15 protein-coding genes, 1 other RNA gene and 1 pseudogene are annotated in these 19,524 nt (G+C 35.5%); 10 read left to right on the top strand and 7 right to left on the bottom strand.

Annotated features, from left to right (window positions below; all coding sequences use genetic code 11):
* Window positions 1-18: 18 nt before the first annotated feature.
* Complete coding sequence (locus tag IGJ11_RS08885) at window positions 19-1,938, top strand: MucBP domain-containing protein (protein WP_207431897.1); 1,920 nt, start codon at window positions 19-21, stop codon at window positions 1,936-1,938.
* Between the two features lie 346 nt (window positions 1,939-2,284).
* Here IGJ11_RS08885 and IGJ11_RS08880 read toward each other — a convergent pair whose 3' ends face one another.
* A complete protein-coding gene (locus tag IGJ11_RS08880) occupies window positions 2,285-2,773 on the bottom strand; it encodes a hypothetical protein (protein WP_207431899.1) in 489 nt (162 codons plus the stop codon).
* Window positions 2,774-3,388: 615 nt separating this feature from the next.
* Here IGJ11_RS08880 and IGJ11_RS08875 point away from each other — a divergent pair.
* Both IGJ11_RS08875 and IGJ11_RS08870 read left to right on the top strand, forming a co-directional pair.
* A complete protein-coding gene (locus tag IGJ11_RS08875) occupies window positions 3,389-3,610 on the top strand; it encodes a hypothetical protein (RefSeq protein ID WP_438772523.1) in 222 nt (73 codons plus the stop codon).
* An 847-nt stretch (window positions 3,611-4,457) separates the two neighbouring features.
* Complete coding sequence (locus IGJ11_RS08870; protein WP_034700773.1) at window positions 4,458-5,807, top strand: DUF3329 domain-containing protein; 1,350 nt, start codon at window positions 4,458-4,460, stop codon at window positions 5,805-5,807.
* 259 nt (window positions 5,808-6,066) lie between these two features.
* Here IGJ11_RS08870 and ssrA read toward each other — a convergent pair.
* Both ssrA and IGJ11_RS08860 read right to left on the bottom strand, forming a co-directional pair.
* Window positions 6,067-6,434, bottom strand: a transfer-messenger RNA (tmRNA) gene (gene ssrA / locus IGJ11_RS08865).
* A gap of 281 nt (window positions 6,435-6,715) precedes the next feature.
* The gene (locus tag IGJ11_RS08860) at window positions 6,716-7,489 is read right to left on the bottom strand and encodes a Cof-type HAD-IIB family hydrolase (RefSeq protein WP_010737850.1); all 774 of its coding nucleotides are present in this window, start codon (window positions 7,487-7,489) and stop codon (window positions 6,716-6,718) included.
* Between the two features lie 142 nt (window positions 7,490-7,631).
* Between IGJ11_RS08860 and IGJ11_RS08855 the strand changes: the two are divergent.
* From IGJ11_RS08855 to IGJ11_RS08845, 3 genes and pseudogenes are all read left to right on the top strand, one after another.
* Window positions 7,632-7,989 (top strand): annotated as a pseudogene (locus tag IGJ11_RS08855) (SdpI family protein).
* Window positions 7,964-8,680: a response regulator transcription factor gene (locus tag IGJ11_RS08850; RefSeq protein WP_010718417.1), complete on the top strand. Its 717-nt coding sequence runs from the start codon at window positions 7,964-7,966 to the stop codon at window positions 8,678-8,680. The pseudogene IGJ11_RS08855 and the gene IGJ11_RS08850 overlap by 26 nt, the downstream one beginning before the upstream one ends.
* Entirely contained in the window at window positions 8,680-10,122 is a 1,443-nt protein-coding gene (locus IGJ11_RS08845) for a sensor histidine kinase (protein WP_010718416.1), read from the top strand. The genes IGJ11_RS08850 and IGJ11_RS08845 overlap by 1 nt, the downstream gene beginning before the upstream one ends.
* Before the next feature lie 216 nt (window positions 10,123-10,338).
* Here IGJ11_RS08845 and IGJ11_RS08840 read toward each other — a convergent pair whose 3' ends face one another.
* The 3 genes from IGJ11_RS08840 to IGJ11_RS08830 form a co-directional block, all read right to left on the bottom strand.
* Window positions 10,339-10,845: a hypothetical protein gene (locus tag IGJ11_RS08840; RefSeq protein WP_178285912.1), complete on the bottom strand. Its 507-nt coding sequence runs from the start codon at window positions 10,843-10,845 to the stop codon at window positions 10,339-10,341.
* On the bottom strand, window positions 10,832-11,560 hold the full coding sequence (locus tag IGJ11_RS08835; protein ID WP_178285914.1) for a hypothetical protein: 729 nt from the start codon (window positions 11,558-11,560) through the stop codon (window positions 10,832-10,834). Before IGJ11_RS08835 ends, IGJ11_RS08840 begins: the two co-directional genes overlap by 14 nt.
* A gap of 328 nt (window positions 11,561-11,888) precedes the next feature.
* Complete coding sequence (locus IGJ11_RS08830) at window positions 11,889-14,030, bottom strand: LTA synthase family protein (protein WP_010718413.1); 2,142 nt, start codon at window positions 14,028-14,030, stop codon at window positions 11,889-11,891.
* A 229-nt stretch (window positions 14,031-14,259) separates the two neighbouring features.
* On the opposite strand from IGJ11_RS08830, the gene IGJ11_RS08825 reads away from it, so the two are divergent.
* The 3 genes from IGJ11_RS08825 to ybaK are packed head-to-tail and all read left to right on the top strand — an operon-like array spanning window position 14,260 to window position 16,707.
* Window positions 14,260-15,432: a class I SAM-dependent rRNA methyltransferase gene (locus tag IGJ11_RS08825; RefSeq protein ID WP_207431902.1), complete on the top strand. Its 1,173-nt coding sequence runs from the start codon at window positions 14,260-14,262 to the stop codon at window positions 15,430-15,432.
* Window positions 15,433-15,445: 13 nt separating this feature from the next.
* Window positions 15,446-16,195 (top strand): type I 3-dehydroquinate dehydratase, encoded by a 750-nt coding sequence (gene aroD / locus IGJ11_RS08820; protein WP_053766634.1) that lies wholly within the window; start codon window positions 15,446-15,448, stop codon window positions 16,193-16,195.
* Between the two features lie 26 nt (window positions 16,196-16,221).
* Window positions 16,222-16,707, top strand: coding sequence for a Cys-tRNA(Pro) deacylase (ybaK, locus tag IGJ11_RS08815; RefSeq protein ID WP_025480513.1), 486 nt, complete (start codon window positions 16,222-16,224; stop codon window positions 16,705-16,707).
* Between the two features lie 99 nt (window positions 16,708-16,806).
* Here the strand turns inward: ybaK and IGJ11_RS08810 are convergent, their stop codons facing one another.
* Window positions 16,807-18,060 carry an NAD(P)/FAD-dependent oxidoreductase gene (locus tag IGJ11_RS08810; RefSeq protein ID WP_207431906.1) on the bottom strand — a complete coding sequence of 418 codons (1,254 nt, stop codon included), beginning with the start codon at window positions 18,058-18,060 and terminating at the stop codon, window positions 16,807-16,809.
* A 113-nt stretch (window positions 18,061-18,173) separates the two neighbouring features.
* Between IGJ11_RS08810 and gdhA the strand changes: the two genes are divergently transcribed.
* Window positions 18,174-19,523 carry an NADP-specific glutamate dehydrogenase gene (gene gdhA, locus IGJ11_RS08805; RefSeq protein ID WP_207431908.1) on the top strand — a complete coding sequence of 450 codons (1,350 nt, stop codon included), beginning with the start codon at window positions 18,174-18,176 and terminating at the stop codon, window positions 19,521-19,523.
* Window position 19,524: the final 1 nt, after the last annotated feature.

Raw genomic sequence — 19,524 nt, 5'->3', positions numbered from 1 at the left:
GGGGAGCAGATAAATTAAATGACGAAAAGAAAGCAAAATAAAAAAATAAAAAAAATGAAAACAATTATGAACTCAGCATTGTTGATGACTACTGTAGTGGGTTTGTTAGCACCGAATGTATTAGCAGCAACCAATGTCATAAGCGAAATCGAAATGATTGATGAGATGCAACAACCATCACATGATTCAGGAACATTGGACCTATCCATGCCTGAACCGGAAGTAGGACGGGTATATGTCAATGGGATAGATGTAGATACACAAAAAGTACTTTGGTTTTCAGAGGAAGTCAGTTTTGTCGGAAATGATGTATCCTTATTCGCTGAAATTGTAGAAGGGTATGAATTGATCTCTCCAGATAGAGTGACTATTTATATGGAAACGCCAGAGATGTATCACAATTTTTATTATAAAAAAATTGAAGATAGTCCTGAAGAAAGCTTCTCATCAGTCACTGTGCAGTATTTACATAATGAAACTGGTCAACCGATTGCCGAACCTACGGTAATTAATGATTTAGAGATTGGAACAGAATACATAGGAAATGCACTGGTGATTGATGGCTACACGATCGTAGGGCCTGAAACTTATACAATCAATGTTTCCGAGGATCCAAATAGCAATATCATTACTTTCCGTTATGATGAAAATCCAGTGACTAAAGAAAAAGCAGCTGTAACTGTTAAGTATATTAATGAGAAGGGGGAATCGATTGCTGAAGATAAAATAATAAGTGACCTGGAAGTCGGCTCTACACATACAGAAGAAGCGTTACTTATCGAAGGATACGAATTGCTGAGTACCAAAGTCCAAACGATAGAAATACAAAGCGAAGGCAATATCATTACATTTATATATGAAACTAAGGAAACAACGCCGCCAGAAAATGAAAAAGCCGATTTGACTGTGAAATATATTGATGAGCATGGTCAATCGATTGCTAATGATAAAATAATCCAAGACTTAGAGGTTGGCTCTACATATACGGAAGAAGCGTTACTTATCGAAGGATACGAATTGCTGAGTGCCAAAGTCCAAACGATAGAAGTACAAAGTGATGGCAACACCATTACATTTATATATAAAGCCAAAGAAACATCACCGTCAGAAAATGAAAAAGCCGATCTGACTGTCAAATATATCGATGAGCAAGGTCAATCAATTGCGGAGAAAAAAGTAATAACTGATTTAGAGATTGGGAAGCTTCACAAAGAAGAAGCGTTGCTAATCAAAGGATATGAACTAGTTAATCCGAAGTTAGCGATACAAGAAGTCATGATTGAAAAGGGAACAAACACGATCACGTTTATCTATAAGAAAATCAAAACAACAGTAGCGTTAGCAGAAAACGTTGCTTTCATTTATGGTACAGAAGGAAAACAAATGACGGCGGTTATTCCAGGAGGAACAACGATGTACGTTGTTTTGAACGGGGAAATCATCGGAAAAGCCAAACAAGAAAAGGTCAATTCTTCTCGTTTAGTAGATGTAAAAGTAGAAGAACCGACGACGATTTATTTATCTAAAGCTGTAGCAAATGGGGAAACAGTTCAATACTATACAGAAAATGAAGCCGGAGAAAAATCAGTCATCTCAGAAATTACACGCCAAGAAAAGACGGATCAAACAAATAAACCAACTGAGAATGACGACAACAAACAAGATCAAAGTAAAGTGGATACCGCAACAGAAACGAATAAAAATAAAGAAAGTACCGAAAAGAAAGATTCAAATCAAACGTCAACTTCAAAAAATGGTAGCACCACAAAAAATAATTCTACAGGTACGACCAAAACCACCGTATCTGGAAAAGCTACTTTACCAAAAACAGGAGAGCAACAAAATCGCTTATTACGCAGTTTAGGAATGGCACTTTTAGTAACGGTAATGGGGATCAGTTACATATTAAAGAGAAAAAATAGAATAAAACAAGATTAAAAATCATTCAATGAAAAATAATAAAAAAACACAGACCTCCAGAAGTATCTAGATACCTCCGGGGGCCTGTGTTTTTGTTCTCGCTTCCTGTTTACTAGCAGTGATAGCGGACAGGATACTTATTTTTTCGGGATCGGATAAAACCGTTAATTCTTTATTGATCTATGTGAGTAAACTTTGTCATAATGACTGAGAAATAACCAAAATCTAACTAGTTCAAGGTTGCTTATTGTTCAAATTATGCGCTTTATATGTATCAGTCAGCAGGAAATGCTTAGATTCAATCGTTAGTATAGGAAAATGTTCAGAATCATTCAATTTTATAATGAGACTAGATAATAAAATTTTATCTTTCATTACTTGGTATTTTTTTGTAAGGGATAAGCACGAGATTTTTTGTCTCCGTAGTTTCTTCCTCGCTTAAAGGAGTGAGAATAATCGTTTCATTCTTCTTACTGACTTTGTAAGACATGATGTCACTTTTAGACCAAAGTTCCTTCCAAGTCATTATATTTCCTTTAATCGTATAACGAAACTCTTCTTTTATATGCTTACTGAATTGTTTGATAAATTTCTTCATATGTACACTATTGGATTCATCGTCTACAGAGTAATCGATACTTGAAAAATCTAAGTTAAAACTAGCTTTACGGTTAGAAAAGGTAAGGGTCATTTTGGGATCATCAGTAGAGTCCGTCCCTTCAATTACCCACGCATTTGCTTTTAGATCCTTAACTAAACGATTTGCTTGCTCGTCTTTTTTCCTTTGGCATCCACATGCGCTAAGTAACAACAATGTGAATAAAACCAATAAACGAACGCTCTTTTTTTTCACTTGCTTTCCTCCTTTCTATTTTCTTTAGTGTTCAAGAGAAGAAGACTTGCCCTCTAAGCAAATAAAGAGTTGCGAGTGCTTAAATTAGATAAATAATCTCCTGCTTTTTAGATAATTTATAAAAATTGAAAACGTGGGCTCCTTTCGTTCAGGATCAAATTATTCTTCTCTTATCAGAAATAACGCAACCATTCAAAGATGAAACATGTTTCTCGTTGTGAATATCTCTAAGTTAAGTTTAAAGCTTATCTGATTTCATGACAATCAGAAATTGAAGAAAGAGAATTGATTTTGCTCAGTGACCAATCCAAACCAAACTTGAGAAGATAATGTACAGCGTATTTCAATTTCTGAAAACAAAAAAATGATTCATTCAAAGAAATAATTATAAAAAAAGGAAAAAAATTTGTATATTTTTGGTTAAACTATTGGAAAATAAAAAGGTATTAAATGATGTAGTGAGCGCTGAAATGACGTAAACAAGTTTCAAAATATCTTTTAGTTAGAAAGTCGAGGTCTATCGTTGAGGAGTTGGTTTTACACATCGTTGATTTTCTTTGGTAGTAGGCCAGTTCCTATCTTTTATAATCAATTATTAAATGAGGAGGGGTATGTATGTTTCTAATATTTATGTTTATCTTTTTTATTTCCGCATTCTTACTCTTGATGTATGGCGTAATTAAAATTCGCAAAGTCACTGTTCCATTTTTTCTGCTACTTTTTTTGGGAACTTATTGTTTCTTCAATGTGGCTAAAGATGTACTAGACGAACTGGATTTGGGAAGCAAAACGTCTTTCAATCAATTAGATGATGATATTTTTGAAATTGACGATTGATGAGATAATCATAAAATGCAGTGAAATTTTTAGCGTTACCAACGATATACTATTAGTAGCTATTCCTCAAAAGTGTAGGTGAATCACCAGAGCAATCTTTATACGACTAGCAGTAACGTAATCTTTTTCTGTGCTATGGAAAAAATAGGACTAGTTTTTTCAAGTAATTGAATAAAAAATTGTTGTGTATATGTTTTGATAGCGGTGAATCTTACTAACATCAAAAGTATAGAGTCAACTTTTATCAACAGTTCGAATTCTGGTCAACTTTCTAGAACAATAAAAAAACTTGCTAAATCATTAATCGATTAAGTAAGTTTTTTTATTGAGAGGGTACAAGAGATAGTGCATTTACATTCGCAGCATGTCGTTTATTACTTTATCAAACGACTAGTAAAATTTTTGTAGCAGATATAGTTTTTACTATATCCATTTAAGGAATTGTGTTATTTAAAACGATGAAGGATTGTATGCAATGAAAATATATTGGATGTTGTATTTGCAAATTCTAAACAAATCATTTTGTAGTTCTGTTCATCGGACTGATGATTTGTAATGAGTCAGAACAATGTACAGGAGAAGCATCAAGGTATTATCGACAAATCAATAAATGTTATGAGCGACGTAGAGACAATCAAATGCACTGTAGTAAAAATGAGAAGAGAGTCGGGGAAACAGAACATTTAGCTGTTGAAAGTCATTTGAAGGATAGCGCTACTTGATTTGAGCAGTAGGATAAATGATTGGTTAGGATATTAATTCTGTATCTCTTAATTTGGCACAACCACTATTAAATCTGTGTTATACTAAGTTATATTTCGAGATAAAGAGGAGTTAATTGGGTGGTATGATTAAAAAAATTAAGAGCAACAGACATTTATTTATTGTTTTATTTTGTATTTTTGGTTTTATGCTTCTTTTAAATAGTATGTCTCCTTTGGTACACGACGATTATTACTATTTTGTAAAGACTTCAAGCATAAAAACAATTTTGTTTGATGAGTATCAACAATATATGACTTGGACTGGGAGATCGGTAGTCCATATTATTTTTCGTTTTTTTACTAAACTTCCAAAAATATATTTTAATGTGTATAATTCTTGCATGTTTTCCCTATTGGTTTATCAAATTATTATGTTTTCTTCCATAGTAAAAGAGCGAACTACTAAGAATGTTTATCTAAAAGCGTTTATCATCTTTGCATTAATGTGGACATTTACCCCAGCTTTCAATAATGTTTACTTATGGTTGGCTGGTTCTGTAAATTATCTCACTGCAATGGTGATTATGTTATCTTTTATTCTGGTTTATCATCGATATATAGCAGAATCTGAAGAACAAAATAATAGTCTTTTTAAAACAATAGGCATGCTTCTTTTAGGTATAGTAGCTGGTTGGTGTAACGAAAATACCTCCGGAGGAACGTTGTTCATTGTTATAGCATATACTGTTCTTTCCTATTTTTATAAGAAGAAAAAAATTGAAAAATGGATGATCGCAGGTATTGTTGGAAATATTGTAGGTTTTCTTTTTATGGTTATGGCACCTGGGAACGATATCAGAGCGACTTATTTTCATAGAAGTACGCTTTCAACTGCTTGGAAAATTCTTGATGCAATCCCTGCAATCAGTCATGCGTTACAGGATAATGCCATGTTCCCTCTAACGATAGGATTAGCTTTGCTTGTTTTATCATACTTAAATAGTAGTTTTACACTTAGTAATATTCTAAGTTCGTTATTTTTCGTGGGAGGTATATTGACAATAGGAGTGCTTGCAATTTCTCCAACTGCATTATCTTGGTCTAGATCTTATTTTGGAGGAGTTATTTTTCTTTTCATATCTATAGTAATTAGTCTTTTTGAATTATTAACAAATTTTGATAGAAGCAATAAAGTTGTTTTTTCTATGATTTTCAGTTATTTACTAGTTAGTTTTTTATTATTGTTTTTCAATGGAACTGCAGACATCTATAAAAATTATGTAAGTTATAGTCGCCAAACTGAATCCATTAAAAAGCAAATGAAGAGTGGCGAAATGGATATAGTTGTTCCACCATTAAATTATAAGACACAAACAATTTATCCAGTTCACAATGATGGTGATATTACTATGGATAAGAATAACGAGAGAAATAGAAGCGTTGCTGCATATTGGGGAGTAAACAGTATTCGACTAGAAGAAAAAACAGAATAGTGGATTCAAATATTTTTCATTTCATATATGAATGTTCGGACACGATTTAGGTCGTGTCTTTTTGTTTCCATATAATTTTAGCATGAATCAAAAAATAGTTGAGTGGGACCCAATGAAAAATCAGCGTGAGAGATGAATCTTTCGGACTTGAAAATGAGCTTGAATAAATTTCATTTAACGAAAACTACCGAAAATAAAAAATGCCTAAATCCTTTTAAAATAAGGATTTAAGCATTTAGTGAAATCTACCGAAATCTCACAATGGAGACGGCGGGAGTCGAACCCGCGTCCAAACACATCGCCACTTAAAAATCTACGTTCATAGTCAACTCATTTGTGGTTTCGCTTTACAGCTTGCCGAGTGACAGGCATTCTGTATCGCTAGTCTGATGATCTCTTTAACAACTTACAGACGGAAAGTTGTCACGTATCCCACTAAATTTGAGACCCTTACTCGAGCACATGGGCGATGCCGAGAGGATCTACGCTAACTGTTTTTAGGCAGCTAAAGCGTAAGAGTTGTTTTCGTTTTTAGCAGTTATATTTAACTGTAACGTTTTAACGTAGACGTAACCTACGAAACGCAATTCAAGCTCAAACTGTGCCTGTCGAATCCGTAACGTCCCCGTTATAAACAAGGGTTACGTGTATTTTTCATACAATTAATATTATAGCACAAAATTGAATTTTTTCAATGAGAAACGATCACGGAAAAAGCAAATCGTCCGAAGTATCAAGAGATGATTCTCAATAGCTAATACTGTAAAAAATCATCTCTCAGTTACTCGGAAATATACATCGTATCTAGTTAAAAAGCTTTCAACATTCACCTGATATTGGCTAGATGAATCACCTTTCTACTAGCTAGCATCCTTATCAGCAGAATTTCATCGTTTTTCGATTAAAAATCAAATCAAGTCAAAATGTTTGAGCGCATGAACGATTCCGCCCTCAGTGTTTTTCTTTGTAATAAAAGTGGATAGTTCTTTGAGATCATTATAAGCATTGCCCATCGCGATCTTGTTGTCGCATGCTTCTAACAGTGCAAAGTCATTTGGTCCATCACCAAATCCAAATGTAGGCACATCAACAAGGTTTAATTCTTGTTTTAAACGTTTCACTCCTGCACCTTTCGAGATTCCTTTTTTGACCGTGTCAATCGAGTAAGGACCATTTCGATAAAAAGTTAGATCAGGAAATTGTTCATGATAATATTCATCCCCAGATTGAGAGAGGATAAGTAACATATTGATTGGATGATCCAAATAAGCTTGCGGATTGATTTCTGGTACATTTGAATGGATAAAGTTATAGGCATCAATCATCGTTTGTGTGTGTGCGGTACACCAAATATGTTGATGGTTATAAAATGAGAGCTGGTGCCCTTGTATTTGGACATGTTCGAGCATCTTTTGACAGTCTTCAGTTGCGATTATTTCAGAATGAACTTCTTGACCATCCACGCTGATGTAAGAACCATTCATCGTAACTGCAGAGGAAATACCAGCATCTGACATGATATGTTTGATTTCAGCTTCAGTTCGTCCAGTTGCTATGACTGGCAGGACGTTATTTGCCTGTAGTGCTTGCATTGCTTCGGCCACTTCTGGTGTGATTTTTGATTGAGCATCTAACAGTGTTCCATCAAGATCAAAAAAAGTAATTGCACGATAATTTGACACAAAAAAAACCCCTTTTTTATTCGATTACCCCTATCTTAACAAAGAATGAACAAAAGACAAACCTTTCGTGAAGAATTCCCGAATATATTGGTTCAAGTTGATTTTTAGAGTATACTAGAAAGAGAGATTTAGGAGGGATCATATGATTTTTTTAGTTGTCGGAGTATTTTTGACTATCCTAGGTTGCTTGTTTCTTTTTATCCCTTCTAAAGGGAATCTGCCTTTTTATGGTTACCACTCACCGCGAGCCACAAAATCCGATGTTCACTGGCGGTTAGCACAAAAAACAAGTGGAAAATATTTTTTTATTTTCGGTTTATTGATGGCCTTGATCGGCTATTTACTAAAATTAACTGGACAGACAAACTATTTTATAATCGAGATGTTGGTTTTAGTTTTTCCAATTATGCCGATTTTTATCTTAACTGAAAAAAAATTACAAGAACTCGATGATAGTATTGGAGGAAATAAAAAATGAATATTTTAATGATAGAAGATAATCAATCCGTATCTGAAATGATGCAGATGTTTTTTTTGAATGAAGGATGGGAAGCAACCTTTAAATATGACGGAAAAGAAGGTCTAGATGCTTTTTTAGAAAGACCGAATTACTGGGACATGATCACTTTAGACCTGAACTTGCCAACGATGGATGGTATGCTTGTTGGAAGAGAAATTCGGAAAGTCTCTAGTACAGTTCCGATCATTATGTTAACAGCTCGTGATTCTGAAAGTGACCAGGTTATTGGATTAGAGATGGGTGCAGATGACTATGTGACCAAACCTTTTAGTCCACTAACTTTGATTGCCCGAATGAAAGCTTTACACCGTCGTAGTGAATTGGTAGAGGTAAAAGAAGAAACAAACAACTCGGACGATCACTTCGATATCGAAACAGATCACTTTAAGATGAATACAAAAACACGTGAAGCTTATTTAAATAAAGCACCAATCGAAGGTTTGACACCGAAAGAGTTTGATCTACTATTTACACTAGCTAAAAAACCACGCCAAGTATTTTCTCGGGAACAATTACTGGAATTAGTGTGGGATTATCAATACTTTGGTGATGAACGAACGGTTGATGCGCATATCAAAAAGCTTCGACAAAAAATCGAAAAGGTTGGACCACAAGTCATTCAAACGGTTTGGGGCGTAGGTTATAAATTTGATGATTCTGGTGTGGCCTAATGCGCTATCTTTACCAGCAGTTATTAGCCTTTTGCGGAATGATCGCGATGATCATTTTGATCGTAGGTGTTTCTTTTACGCAACTGACTAAGCAAACCATTGAAGAAAATAATTATCAACAACTTTTTGGCTATGCAGAATCTGTCGAGAAGACAACACAGACATACACAGACACGTTTCCTCAATTAAGCCAAGATCAAGCGTTTCAAAATGCATTATTATTAACGGAACAAGTCTTATCAGAACAAAATGTCAATTTTATTTTTATCGATAAGAACGAACGGGTCATTTATCCTACTGATAATGTGGTATTGAACTTTACGATTAAAGCGGAACAATGGGATAATCTGCGTCATGGAAGACAAGTAAAATTTACCTCCAACAAAAATATACTAGGACAAAATCAAGCGACGTCTTATGCCTTAGTACCTTTTAATTTAAATCATGAATTTTATGGTGGCTTGGTTGTTAGTCAACCGGCTAAAAATATCGATAATAGTGTTCGATCGGTCACATTGAATCTGTTTAAAGGTTTTATTTTTTCAAGTATTGTTGCTATATTAGCGAGTTATGCGTTTGCTGCTTTTCAGGTTAAAAGGATCAATCGTTTACGTAATGCAACGAAAGAAGTCACGAATGGAAATTTTGATGTCCAATTGCCAGTTCATGATAAAGATGAATTTGATGAATTAGCGGATGACTTCAACAAAATGACGAATTCTTTAAAAGAATCTCAGGCTGAAATCGAAGAGCAAGAAAACCGCCGAAGACAATTTATGGCAGATGCTTCTCATGAAATGCGTACGCCGCTAACCACAATCAACGGATTACTTGAAGGTCTAAAATATAATGCAATTCCTGAAGACCAAAGAGAAAATGCGATCAACTTGATGAAAAATGAAACAGAACGACTGATACGCTTAGTTAACGAAAATCTAGACTATGAAAAAATCAGAACCAATCAAATCAGTATGGTTATTAAAAGATTCAATGGTACAGAAACATTGAAAAATATTGTGGCACAGCTTGAAACAAAAGCAGAAGCTGCAGGGAATGTTTTAGTTTTACAAGCAGAAGATGATGTGGAAGTGTATGCAGACTATGACCGATTTGTGCAAATCATGGTGAATATCATCCAAAATGCGATTCAATTTACAGAAAATGGAACGATCACGATCTCTTTAGAAAAAGGTTATCTAGAAACGATTATCCGAATTAAGGATACAGGTATCGGAATGACTGAACAACAAATGAAGAGTATTTGGGACCGTTATTATAAAGTTGATCCCTCAAGAAAGAATACAAAATACGGGGAATCAGGTCTAGGACTTCCAATCGTTCAACAGCTAGTTCGGCTTCATAAAGGAAAACTGGAAGTAGAAAGCGAACTGGGGACAGGAACAACATTTACAGTTAAATTACCAGATGTAGAAATAAAATAAACAAAGAGACTGATCCAAAAATTGGTTCAGTCTCTTTTAGTATCTCTAAAAACGAATAAACGGCGTTCAAGAAGCAATTCCTCAACAATTAAGAGAGGAGCTAAATAGTGTTCAAAGAACTGATCTTCGGCAATAAGGATGAAACTCTCAAAACATAGGAAGCTGTGAATTTCATCCTTATTACATAGGTCAAGTTGCTCTTTCCACGACCTCTTTTTATCGTTCATCATAGATTTGGTCGACATACTGACTATGAGCAATCGTTTCATCATGAGTCAGTAAAAGAATGGCAATTTTTTTGTTTTTGACTAGATAATCAAATAGATCAAGAATTTCTTGTGCTTCAATTACTTTAAGTTCATCCAGCACTTCTTCAATGATGAGTTTGTCTTTTTTAGCAAGTAACGCATGCAACAATTGAAGTTTGATTTTATCAAAAAGAGAGAGTTGATCAGGTTCTCTGTTAAGAAGTGCTGGATCAATCTTGAGCATTTCTTGAAAAGATAAACGTTCTTTTTTATTTTCAGATAAATTCAGTAGTACTTGATCTTTAGTTTTTAAATAAGGGAAGAGAGGCCAATCTTTTTGGACGATAAGTAATTGTTTGGGACTCGATACAATCGCTTGTTCTTTTAGCGCTGTTAATAGTTCTTCTTGTTTTGCTTTTGGGCAAAGAATAACAGCTAATTCTCCTAAAGACATTCTTGGCTTACATGTATTCATGAAAGATCACCTTACCTTTTTTTAAACGTTGATAGAAAATCGTAAATTGTAAGAGACTAATACATAGACTGATGGAGATAAGAAGGCCAACCGTTTGTAGGAAACTCTTAAACGTATCGAAGAAAAAAGCATCGTTTACAAAATCAATTTTAAAAAAAGTTTGTTGATCCATCGGTATGGCTAATGGTCGAGTAGTCGATATAAGTGAATGCGTGTCAGGTAATTCAAATAATCTTAGACTCCAAAAATTAAGATGTTGTAACAGTGCTTGATAAATGTTTTGAAAAAGCACAATTCCAATAAATAAGAGTATGCAACAGATCAGTAATGGTAAGATCATTTGCCAGATGATCAAAAGAAAAATTCTAGTTTTCGATAAACCAGCTAAACGCCAGTTGATCAATTCACGTTGGTCTTGTTTTAATGTTCGCTGAAAGAAAAAGATAAATGCGCCAACAAACAAGAACAGTAACAACAAGATCAGCTCGACATAAAATTGTTTCACTGATAGAAAAGACGGAAAGTGTACTTTTAAGGACGTCGTGTCCAAGAAACTAAGACGATCTTCAATTTGTGCATAAAGTGTTGATTGTAAATGATATAAGTTACACACAAGCATCAATAAAAAAGCAGTGACACTTGTAAATAAGCAACTAAAGAGTGTCTGTTTTTTATAATAACGCATTCTTGCAACTGAATAGCGGAGTATTCTCATCACTTTCACCTCATTTTAAATTATAGAAAATGAATATGAATAAAGTATGAAATTCATATAGTAAAATCAGGAAATCCCTATTTTTTAATAAACGAAAATGACGATAAATCAACTGTTCCGCTATATTTTGTGAATAAAATCCAATGTTCATGGATGGTTCTAATACGTGAGTTTAAGCTCTATTTTCTAGAAAAACGCCAGAGTAACTCAAATTAAAGTGCATGAAAAAAGCTAAGAATTAACGAAAAACAAGAATTGGTTTTCGTCAATCTTAGCTTTTATAATCATTACTTCTATGGGCACGTAATCCTTTTGAAAGAAAGGCTAGCTACTTATCAGATTCAGAAGAAGGAACTGAATCACTCGTCTGTGTCCCATTTATTTGTTGGTAAGTTTTGGTTTCATATAGATCTTTTGTTGATTGGTTATTGTTTTGACTAAAGACACTTGTTGATTTGTCACCTAGTTCTTTTTCTTTTTCAAGCAACTGTTTCATGCCGTTTTTGTAATCAAATTGACTTGCTTCAATTGGGTCTAACCCAGTATCTGTAGAAAAGCGGAGTAAGTCACCATTGTTGATTTGATCAGAAACAGCTAGCTGTTTATTCGCTTTTTCTTTCAATGCATCAATCTCATTTTGAACTTCTTGAGTCGGTTCTGTAATGGCTTGTCCAGTTTTGTTATCGTAAATCGTTCCACCATAATAAGTGTATTTAGGAGTAATAAAATCACCATCACGGAAAGTAACAAGTTGATCATGTTGCTTAGAAAAGAGATCTTGTCCTAGCTGATTGTAATTTTTGGTATCTACTCCTAACAGATGGAGTAGAGTAGGTAATGCATCCACTTGTCCGCCATAGGTATGATTGATTCCACCATTTGTTTGTCCAGGAAGATGGATCATGTAGGGAACTCGTTGCATTTGTGCATTGTCAAAGTTGGTCCATGTATCACTGGTTTTACCCACTAGTTCCGCTAACGATTTATTTCTAGAGTTAGAAATTCCGTAGTGATCACCATAAAGGACGATGACAGAATTATCATAAAGACCACTAGCTTTCAAATAGTTGAAAAATTCTTCAACTGCTGTATCGAGATAATTCGCTGTTGCAAAGTATCCGTTGATCGTTTCATCATTTGTCGTAGCTAGCGGGAAGCCTGCTTCTTCGTTTGTGAACTTAGAATAAGGATAATGATTAGATACCGCAATAAATTTAGAATAAAAAGGTTGTTGTAAATGTTCTAAATATTGTACTGATTGTTGGAAGAACGGCTTATCATGCAATCCATATTGGAATGAATTGTCGTCATTGACATCATAATAAGAAGCATCAAAGAAATAGTTGTAACCTAATTTTTTATAGGTCTCATTACGATTCCAGAATGTACCAGCGTTACCATGGAAGGCGGCACTCGTATAACCTTGTGTCTGACTCAAAATATCAGGAGCAGCTTGGAAGGTATTCTTTCCACCTAATTGAGTGAATAACGATCCTTGATTTAAACCAAATAGTGAATTTTCAAATAAGGTTTCAGCATCACTGGTTTTACCTGCTTTAACTTGATGGAAGAAATTGTCAAAGCTAAATGTACTGTTACTATGATATAAACTATTCAGAAATGGCGTTACTTCATGTTCTACACCATTGGCATCTTTTAGTTTATAGTCGATCAAGAATTGTTGGAAACTTTCTAAATGGATATAAATCACATTTTTTCCTTTAGCAATACCAAATGTTTCATCATTTGGTTCAGCATAGTGATCTTTGATATAACTTTCTACTTCTTTCAGATCATTAGGACTTGCTTCTGCTCGTACTTGGTTCGTTTGGTAAGTCTGGATACCATCATAGACGGTAAACGCATTGATACCTAAATATTTGACTAAATAATCTCTAGAAAAAGTACGAGTCAATAATTCTGGGCGATCGGCTTCTGCTAAAAATAAATTTCCAGAAAAAATCATGACTGACAAAGTCGAGATCGCAAAAGCCATTCGTGCACGAATCGGTTGTGGATCCATTTTGATTTTTTTGGTTATCAATAATGCAGCGACAATGATAAAGTCGATCCAATAAAGGACGTCATATGGTCTAAATAAGCGAATAGCACTTTCTCCAAGCCCGCTAGCTACTTTTCCTGCCCCCAAGATGGTATTGATCGTAATAAAATCCGTAAACTCACGATAATAAGTTACGTTGGAGAACACCAGTAAAGTCAATAGGAAATAAATGACCATCATTGTAATATAAGACGCTTTCGTCCGTCTCACATATAACGCAATCCCCATTAACAACAACGTGGTAGCGATCGGATTGATAAACAGTATAAAGTATTGTATGCCACTTTCGATGCCTAAATTGAAATCAAACAAATAGGCAAAAATTGTTTTTAGCCAAAGTAAAACAGCTAATAAAGAAAAAAATCCGAGCCTTTTATTCAAAAAGGCGGGTGTTTTTATTCGTCTCAATGTAATCTCCCTTTCCCCACTCTTCTCATTTACAGAGTGTTATGAAGTTATGATTGCTCAAACTACATATTCCATCCTATTTTACTAGTACGCAAATCCAGTGTCAATCGAAACCAAACGCTTACACCGGTGATTAAGGATTTCTTATTCTTTTGTGAACGCTAGCACTAAGACAGCCTGCTTAATATTTGGTATACTGATTAATGATAAAGGTAAAGTAGGTGAGTCAATGAAAGTACAAATTAAGAAAAAAGCAGGAAATCGTATCAAGAACGGTTATCCATTGATTCAAAAGGAAGATTTGGTCCAGTCGTACAATGAAACCACGCAGTGGATCGAATTGGTTGATCAACAAGATAATTTCTTAGCTAAGGGCTATTTAGGTAAACAAAACAAAGGAATCGGTTGGGTTTTGAGTCAACAAAATGAAACGTTTGACCAGGCATTTTTTGAGAAAAAGTTTTCTGAAGCTAAAGCAAAAAGACAAGCTTTTTTCATAGATGAACAAACAACAGCATTTCGTTTATTTAACGGAGAAGGGGATGGCATCGGTGGTCTGATCATTGATTATTATGAACACTATGCAGTATTTTCTTGGTATAATGAAACTCTTTATACTTACCGCCATTTGCTCTTCTCAGCGTTTCAACAAGTTTATCCTGAGATAAAGGGTGCTTACGAAAAAATCCGTTTTGAAACAAATGAATTTCCTGAAAGTCAGTATGTTTATGGAGAAACAGCTCCTGAACCTTTAATCATCAAAGAAAATGGCGTCTCTTACGCCACTTATTTGAATGAAGGGCTGATGACAGGCATCTTTTTAGATCAAAAAGAAGTCCGAGGAGCTTTGATCGATGGACTTGGTCTAGGAAAGTCTGTTTTGAATATGTTTAGCTATACTGGGGCTTTTTCAGTTGCGGCAGCAATGGGTGGTGCTTTGGAGACCACGAGTGTTGACTTAGCAAAGCGAAGTTTGAAAAAAACACAGGAACAATTTGAAATCAACGGTTTGGATCTTCAGACACAAAAAATCATTGTGATGGATGTTTTTGCCTATTTTAAATATGCTAAAAGAAAGCAGCTGACTTATGATCTCATTGTGCTTGACCCTCCAAGTTTTGCGAGAAATAAAAAGAAAGTGTTCCGAGTAGCCAAAGATTATGGCGAATTGGTTAAAGATAGCTTGGCTATTTTATCGGACGAGGGAACGCTTATCGCTTCAACGAACGCAGCTAACGTGAGTACCGATCAGTTCAAAAAAATGATCGAAAATGAACTAATGCTAGCCAATGTTGAATATGAAGAAGTCACTCGTTTTCGATTACCACAAGATTTCCAAACCATTGAAGCCTTTCCAGAAGGGGATTATTTAAAAGTATTTATCTATCAAATTAGGAAATAAGGGGGGAGGACAGATGGTGCAAGTGAAAGGACTAAACTTAGGAAAAGGACATCCTAAAATTTGTGCGCCAATGATCGGAGACACTCGTGAAGAACTTTTGCGAGAAGCGATTTTAGCCAAAGAAGCTGGTGCTGATTTAGTGGAGTGGCGAATTGATTATTATGAAGATGTCTTTCAATATGAAAAAGTCACAGAAACGTTGGTACTGATCCATGAGATGCTCGACGGGTTACCGGTGCTTTTCACTTTTAGAACAATAGCAGAAGGTGGCAAACGAGATATAACGATCCGAGCATATCACGAGTTGTACCTACAGATGATCCGCTCTGGTTTAGTCGATATGGTTGATTTAGAATTAGACAAAATTGAAAGCCTTGAAAAAGAGTTGTTAGCAGAAATCAAACAGCGCAACATCCCGTTGATTATCAGCAGTCATAATTTTAAAGAGACCCCAGCTGATCCAGTCTTATTGTATCAATTGAATATGATGGAACATCTTGGTGCAGATATCGGTAAAATAGCGGTAATGCCCCATAACGAACGAGATGTGTTACGTTTGATGGAGCTAACGAGACGGGCAGGAGCGTTTGTGTCCATGCCTCTGATTACAATGTCAATGGGACAGCTCGGAATGATTTCGCGCTTATCGGGAAATTTGACTGGTTCGGTCATGACCTTTGGTGCGTTAACCTCTGAAAAAGCATCAGCACCTGGACAAATCACTGTAAAGGAACTAAAATCAATAATCAAATTATTAAATTGAAACAATCTAATTTGAAGGTGAAAATGTTGGCAAAGAAAAAACAAGTGAAAACAAATGCGATCCGCTTAGTAGAACAAAAGAAAATCAAGTATACTGAACATGAGTATGCTTGGGATGAAGCACATTTAAGTGCATCTTCTGTCGCTGAGCAACTTTCTGAAAGTGAACACCGCATTTATAAAACACTCGTAGCGGTTGGAAACAAAACAGGAACGATCGTAGCGGTCATTCCTGGTAATCGAGAGTTAGATCTAAAAAAATTAGCAAGAGTATCTGGAAACAAAAAAGTAGAAATGTTACATCTGAAAGACTTAGAAGCTACCACTGGTTATATTCGTGGCGGCTGCTCGCCAATTGGGATGAAGAAATTATTTCCTACTTATTTAGAACAAACAGCACAATCACAAGAAACGATCATTGTATCAGCAGGAAAAAGAGGTCACCAAATGGAGCTAGCACCTCAAGCCATTTGTGATTTAACTAAAGGGACTTTTGCTGATCTTGTACTGTGATGCAGTCGGCAATTCATCAGTTTATCAACTAAAAAAAGAAAAAACAGTAACGAAAAGAGTCAGACATCTTCTACTCCCTTCGTTACTGTTTTCATTTAATCAGCTAAGAAAAGCGGCATTCATTCCTGCTACATGTCCAGTTGCAAAAGCCGCAGTAATATTGAAACCACCAGTATACCCATTAACATCTAACAGTTCACCAGCAAAAAATAATCCATTGACCAATTTGCTTTCTAATGTTTTCGGATTGATCTCTTTTAGTGAAACGCCACCACCAGTCACAAAAGACTTTTCGATGGCAAAAGTTTTGGTTATTTTGAAAGAAAAATTTTTGCAAAGCTCCGCAAATTGTTGGATCTCTTTTTCTGTCGTTTGACTACCAGTTTGTTCCGTTAATCCACTTTTTTCAAGGAAAAAGAGAAGCAAGCGTTCAGGTAAAAAGCCATGCCAAGCATTACTCAATGTTTTCTTCGATTGGTGGCTTTTAGCAGTCAATTCGTTGATCAATTCTTGAAGCGAACGATTCGGAAAACAGTCTAAGACGACCGTGACAGGTTCTCCAGTCGTTTGCAACTCTTGATTGATGAAACTTGAACATCTTAATGCCGCAGGTCCAGAAATCCCAAAATGAGTGAAAAGCAAGTCCATAACATGTTCGGTGATGACTTTACCTTTCTTGTTTAATACGCTTAAAGAAATATCTTGTAAAGATAATCCTTGCAAGGTTTTATCCTTGATAAAAGTTTCTTCAGAAACCAGTGGAGATTCTGTTGCATACAAGGGAGTGACAGTGTGACCGACTTTTTTAACGATTTTATAGCCATCACCTGTAGAACCAGTCGACGGATAGGTTCGCCCCCCAGTAGTTAATACGACACAAGAGGATTGAAATTCTTCAAATTCCGTTCGTACGCCATAGATTTTTCCGTCGCTATGCACTAATTTTTCGACTCGGGTGCCAAAGAGCATCGTAACATTTAATTCATTTAAACGATGGATCAAAGCTTCGATAATCGTTTTTGACTTATTCGTCACAGGGAACATCCGACCATGATCTTCTTCTTTTAAATGAACACCTTGAGATTCGAAAAATTCCATGATATCAAAATTATTCCATTGGGAAAATGTACTGTATAAAAATTTGCCATTTCCAGGAATATGAGCAATCAAATCATCAACTGGACGGTTATTCGTGACATTACATCTTCCGCCACCTGTCATTAATAATTTTTTTCCAGCTTTTTTATTTTTTTCAATTAAGAGAACCTTTGCGCCATATTCAGCCGCACTAATTGCAGCCATCAAACCACTAGTTCCAGCACCGACTACAATCACATCATAGGTTGTTTCCATTTCCTCACCTCAGAGAAAGTGTAGCATATTTATGAAAAGAAAGCAGGAAATGTTTTGAGCATCTAATAAAAATAGGCTAAAATAAAAGAAGATTATAAAAGGAGTGTGAAACAATGACAAACGCAACAGAATACGTCCAACGAATTCAAAATAATATTCATCAAAAAGACACAGGACAAGTCGAATTTTTACAAGCCATTGATGAATTTATGCCTTCAGCTACTCAATTTTTAGAAAAACATCCTGAATACATCAAACGCAATATTTTAGGATTGTTGTCAGAACCAGAAAGAATCATTCAATTTCGCGTGCCGTGGCAAGATGACGAAGGAAACTGGCAAGTCAATCGTGGATACCGCATTCAGTACAATTCAGCAATCGGCCCTTATAAAGGCGGGTTGAGATTCCACCCGAGTGTGAATTTAAGTATTCTTAAATTCCTAGCTTTTGAACAAATTTTCAAAAATAGTCTAACTGGTCTACCAATCGGTGGAGGAAAAGGCGGAAGTGACTTTGATCCAAAAGGAAAATCAGACGATGAAATCATGCGTTTTTGTCAAAGTTTCATGCTGGAGCTATCCAAGCATATCGGTCCTTCCATCGATGTACCTGCTGGAGATATTGGAGTCGGTGCCAGAGAAATCGGTTATTTGTTTGGAGAATATAAACGATTAAAACAATATGATGCCGGTGTCCTTACTGGAAAACCATTAGATTTTTGGGGAAGTAAGATTCGTACGGAAGCAACTGGATACGGTTTGGTTTATTATGTCAAGCATCTTTTACAAGCAGAAAAAGACTCATTTGAAGGAAAAACAGTTCTGGTATCTGGTAGCGGAAACGTTGCCATCTATGCCATTGAAAAAGTTCAAGAATTAGGTGGGAAAGTCGTCACATGTTCTGATTCCAGTGGGTTTATCTATGATCCAGAAGGAATCGACCTGCCACTATTAAAAGAAGTCAAAGAAGAAAAAAGGGAACGGTTGACCGCTTATGCAGAAAAACGTGATTCTGCTGTCTATCATGCTGGTCAATCTGTCTGGACTTTGAAAGAAACTGCAGATATCGCGCTTCCTTGTGCTACTCAAAACGAGATAGACGAAACGCTTGCTAACAACTTGGTTGAATGTGGCGTGAAAATCATCGCAGAAGGCGCAAACATGCCATGTACTCTTGAAGCTGTCAATGTTTTTGAAAAAGCCAATGTGTGGTATTGTCCTGGGAAAGCAGCTAATGCCGGCGGTGTCGCTGTCTCAGCATTAGAAATGAGTCAAAATGCTCAACGATTGTCTTGGGAAAGTGAACAAGTGGATCGCCAATTAGATGAAATCATGAAAAATATTTATCAAACGTGTCGCCAAACGGCAGCAGCTTATGGCAATGAAAAAAATCTATTGCTAGGAGCAAATGTTGCAGGTTTTGAAAAAGTAGCGAAAGTGATGTATGCGCAAGGATTAGTTTAGT

The organism is Enterococcus sp. DIV0691, from assembly GCF_051711145.1.
GTDB classification, from domain to species: Bacteria; Bacillota; Bacilli; order Lactobacillales; family Enterococcaceae; genus Enterococcus_B; species Enterococcus_B hirae.
Note: the sequence above shows the minus strand (reverse complement) of the source record. Positions and strands in the feature narration are given on the sequence as shown.

Excerpts from the sequence above, each read along its gene's own strand:
- IGJ11_RS08885 (WP_207431897.1), top strand. The coding sequence starts at position 19 with ATGACGAAAAGAAAGCAAAATAAAAAAATAAAAAAAATGAAAACAATT.
- IGJ11_RS08875 (WP_438772523.1), top strand. The coding sequence starts at position 3,389 with ATGTTTCTAATATTTATGTTTATCTTTTTTATTTCCGCATTCTTACTC.
- IGJ11_RS08870 (WP_034700773.1), top strand. The coding sequence starts at position 4,458 with ATGATTAAAAAAATTAAGAGCAACAGACATTTATTTATTGTTTTATTT.
- IGJ11_RS08850 (WP_010718417.1), top strand. The coding sequence starts at position 7,964 with ATGAATATTTTAATGATAGAAGATAATCAATCCGTATCTGAAATGATG.
- IGJ11_RS08845 (WP_010718416.1), top strand. The coding sequence starts at position 8,680 with ATGCGCTATCTTTACCAGCAGTTATTAGCCTTTTGCGGAATGATCGCG.
- IGJ11_RS08840 (WP_178285912.1), bottom strand. The coding sequence starts at position 10,845 with ATGAATACATGTAAGCCAAGAATGTCTTTAGGAGAATTAGCTGTTATT.
- IGJ11_RS08835 (WP_178285914.1), bottom strand. The coding sequence starts at position 11,560 with ATGAGAATACTCCGCTATTCAGTTGCAAGAATGCGTTATTATAAAAAA.
- IGJ11_RS08825 (WP_207431902.1), top strand. The coding sequence starts at position 14,260 with ATGAAAGTACAAATTAAGAAAAAAGCAGGAAATCGTATCAAGAACGGT.
- aroD (WP_053766634.1), top strand. The coding sequence starts at position 15,446 with ATGGTGCAAGTGAAAGGACTAAACTTAGGAAAAGGACATCCTAAAATT.
- IGJ11_RS08810 (WP_207431906.1), bottom strand. The coding sequence starts at position 18,060 with ATGGAAACAACCTATGATGTGATTGTAGTCGGTGCTGGAACTAGTGGT.
- gdhA (WP_207431908.1), top strand. The coding sequence starts at position 18,174 with ATGACAAACGCAACAGAATACGTCCAACGAATTCAAAATAATATTCAT.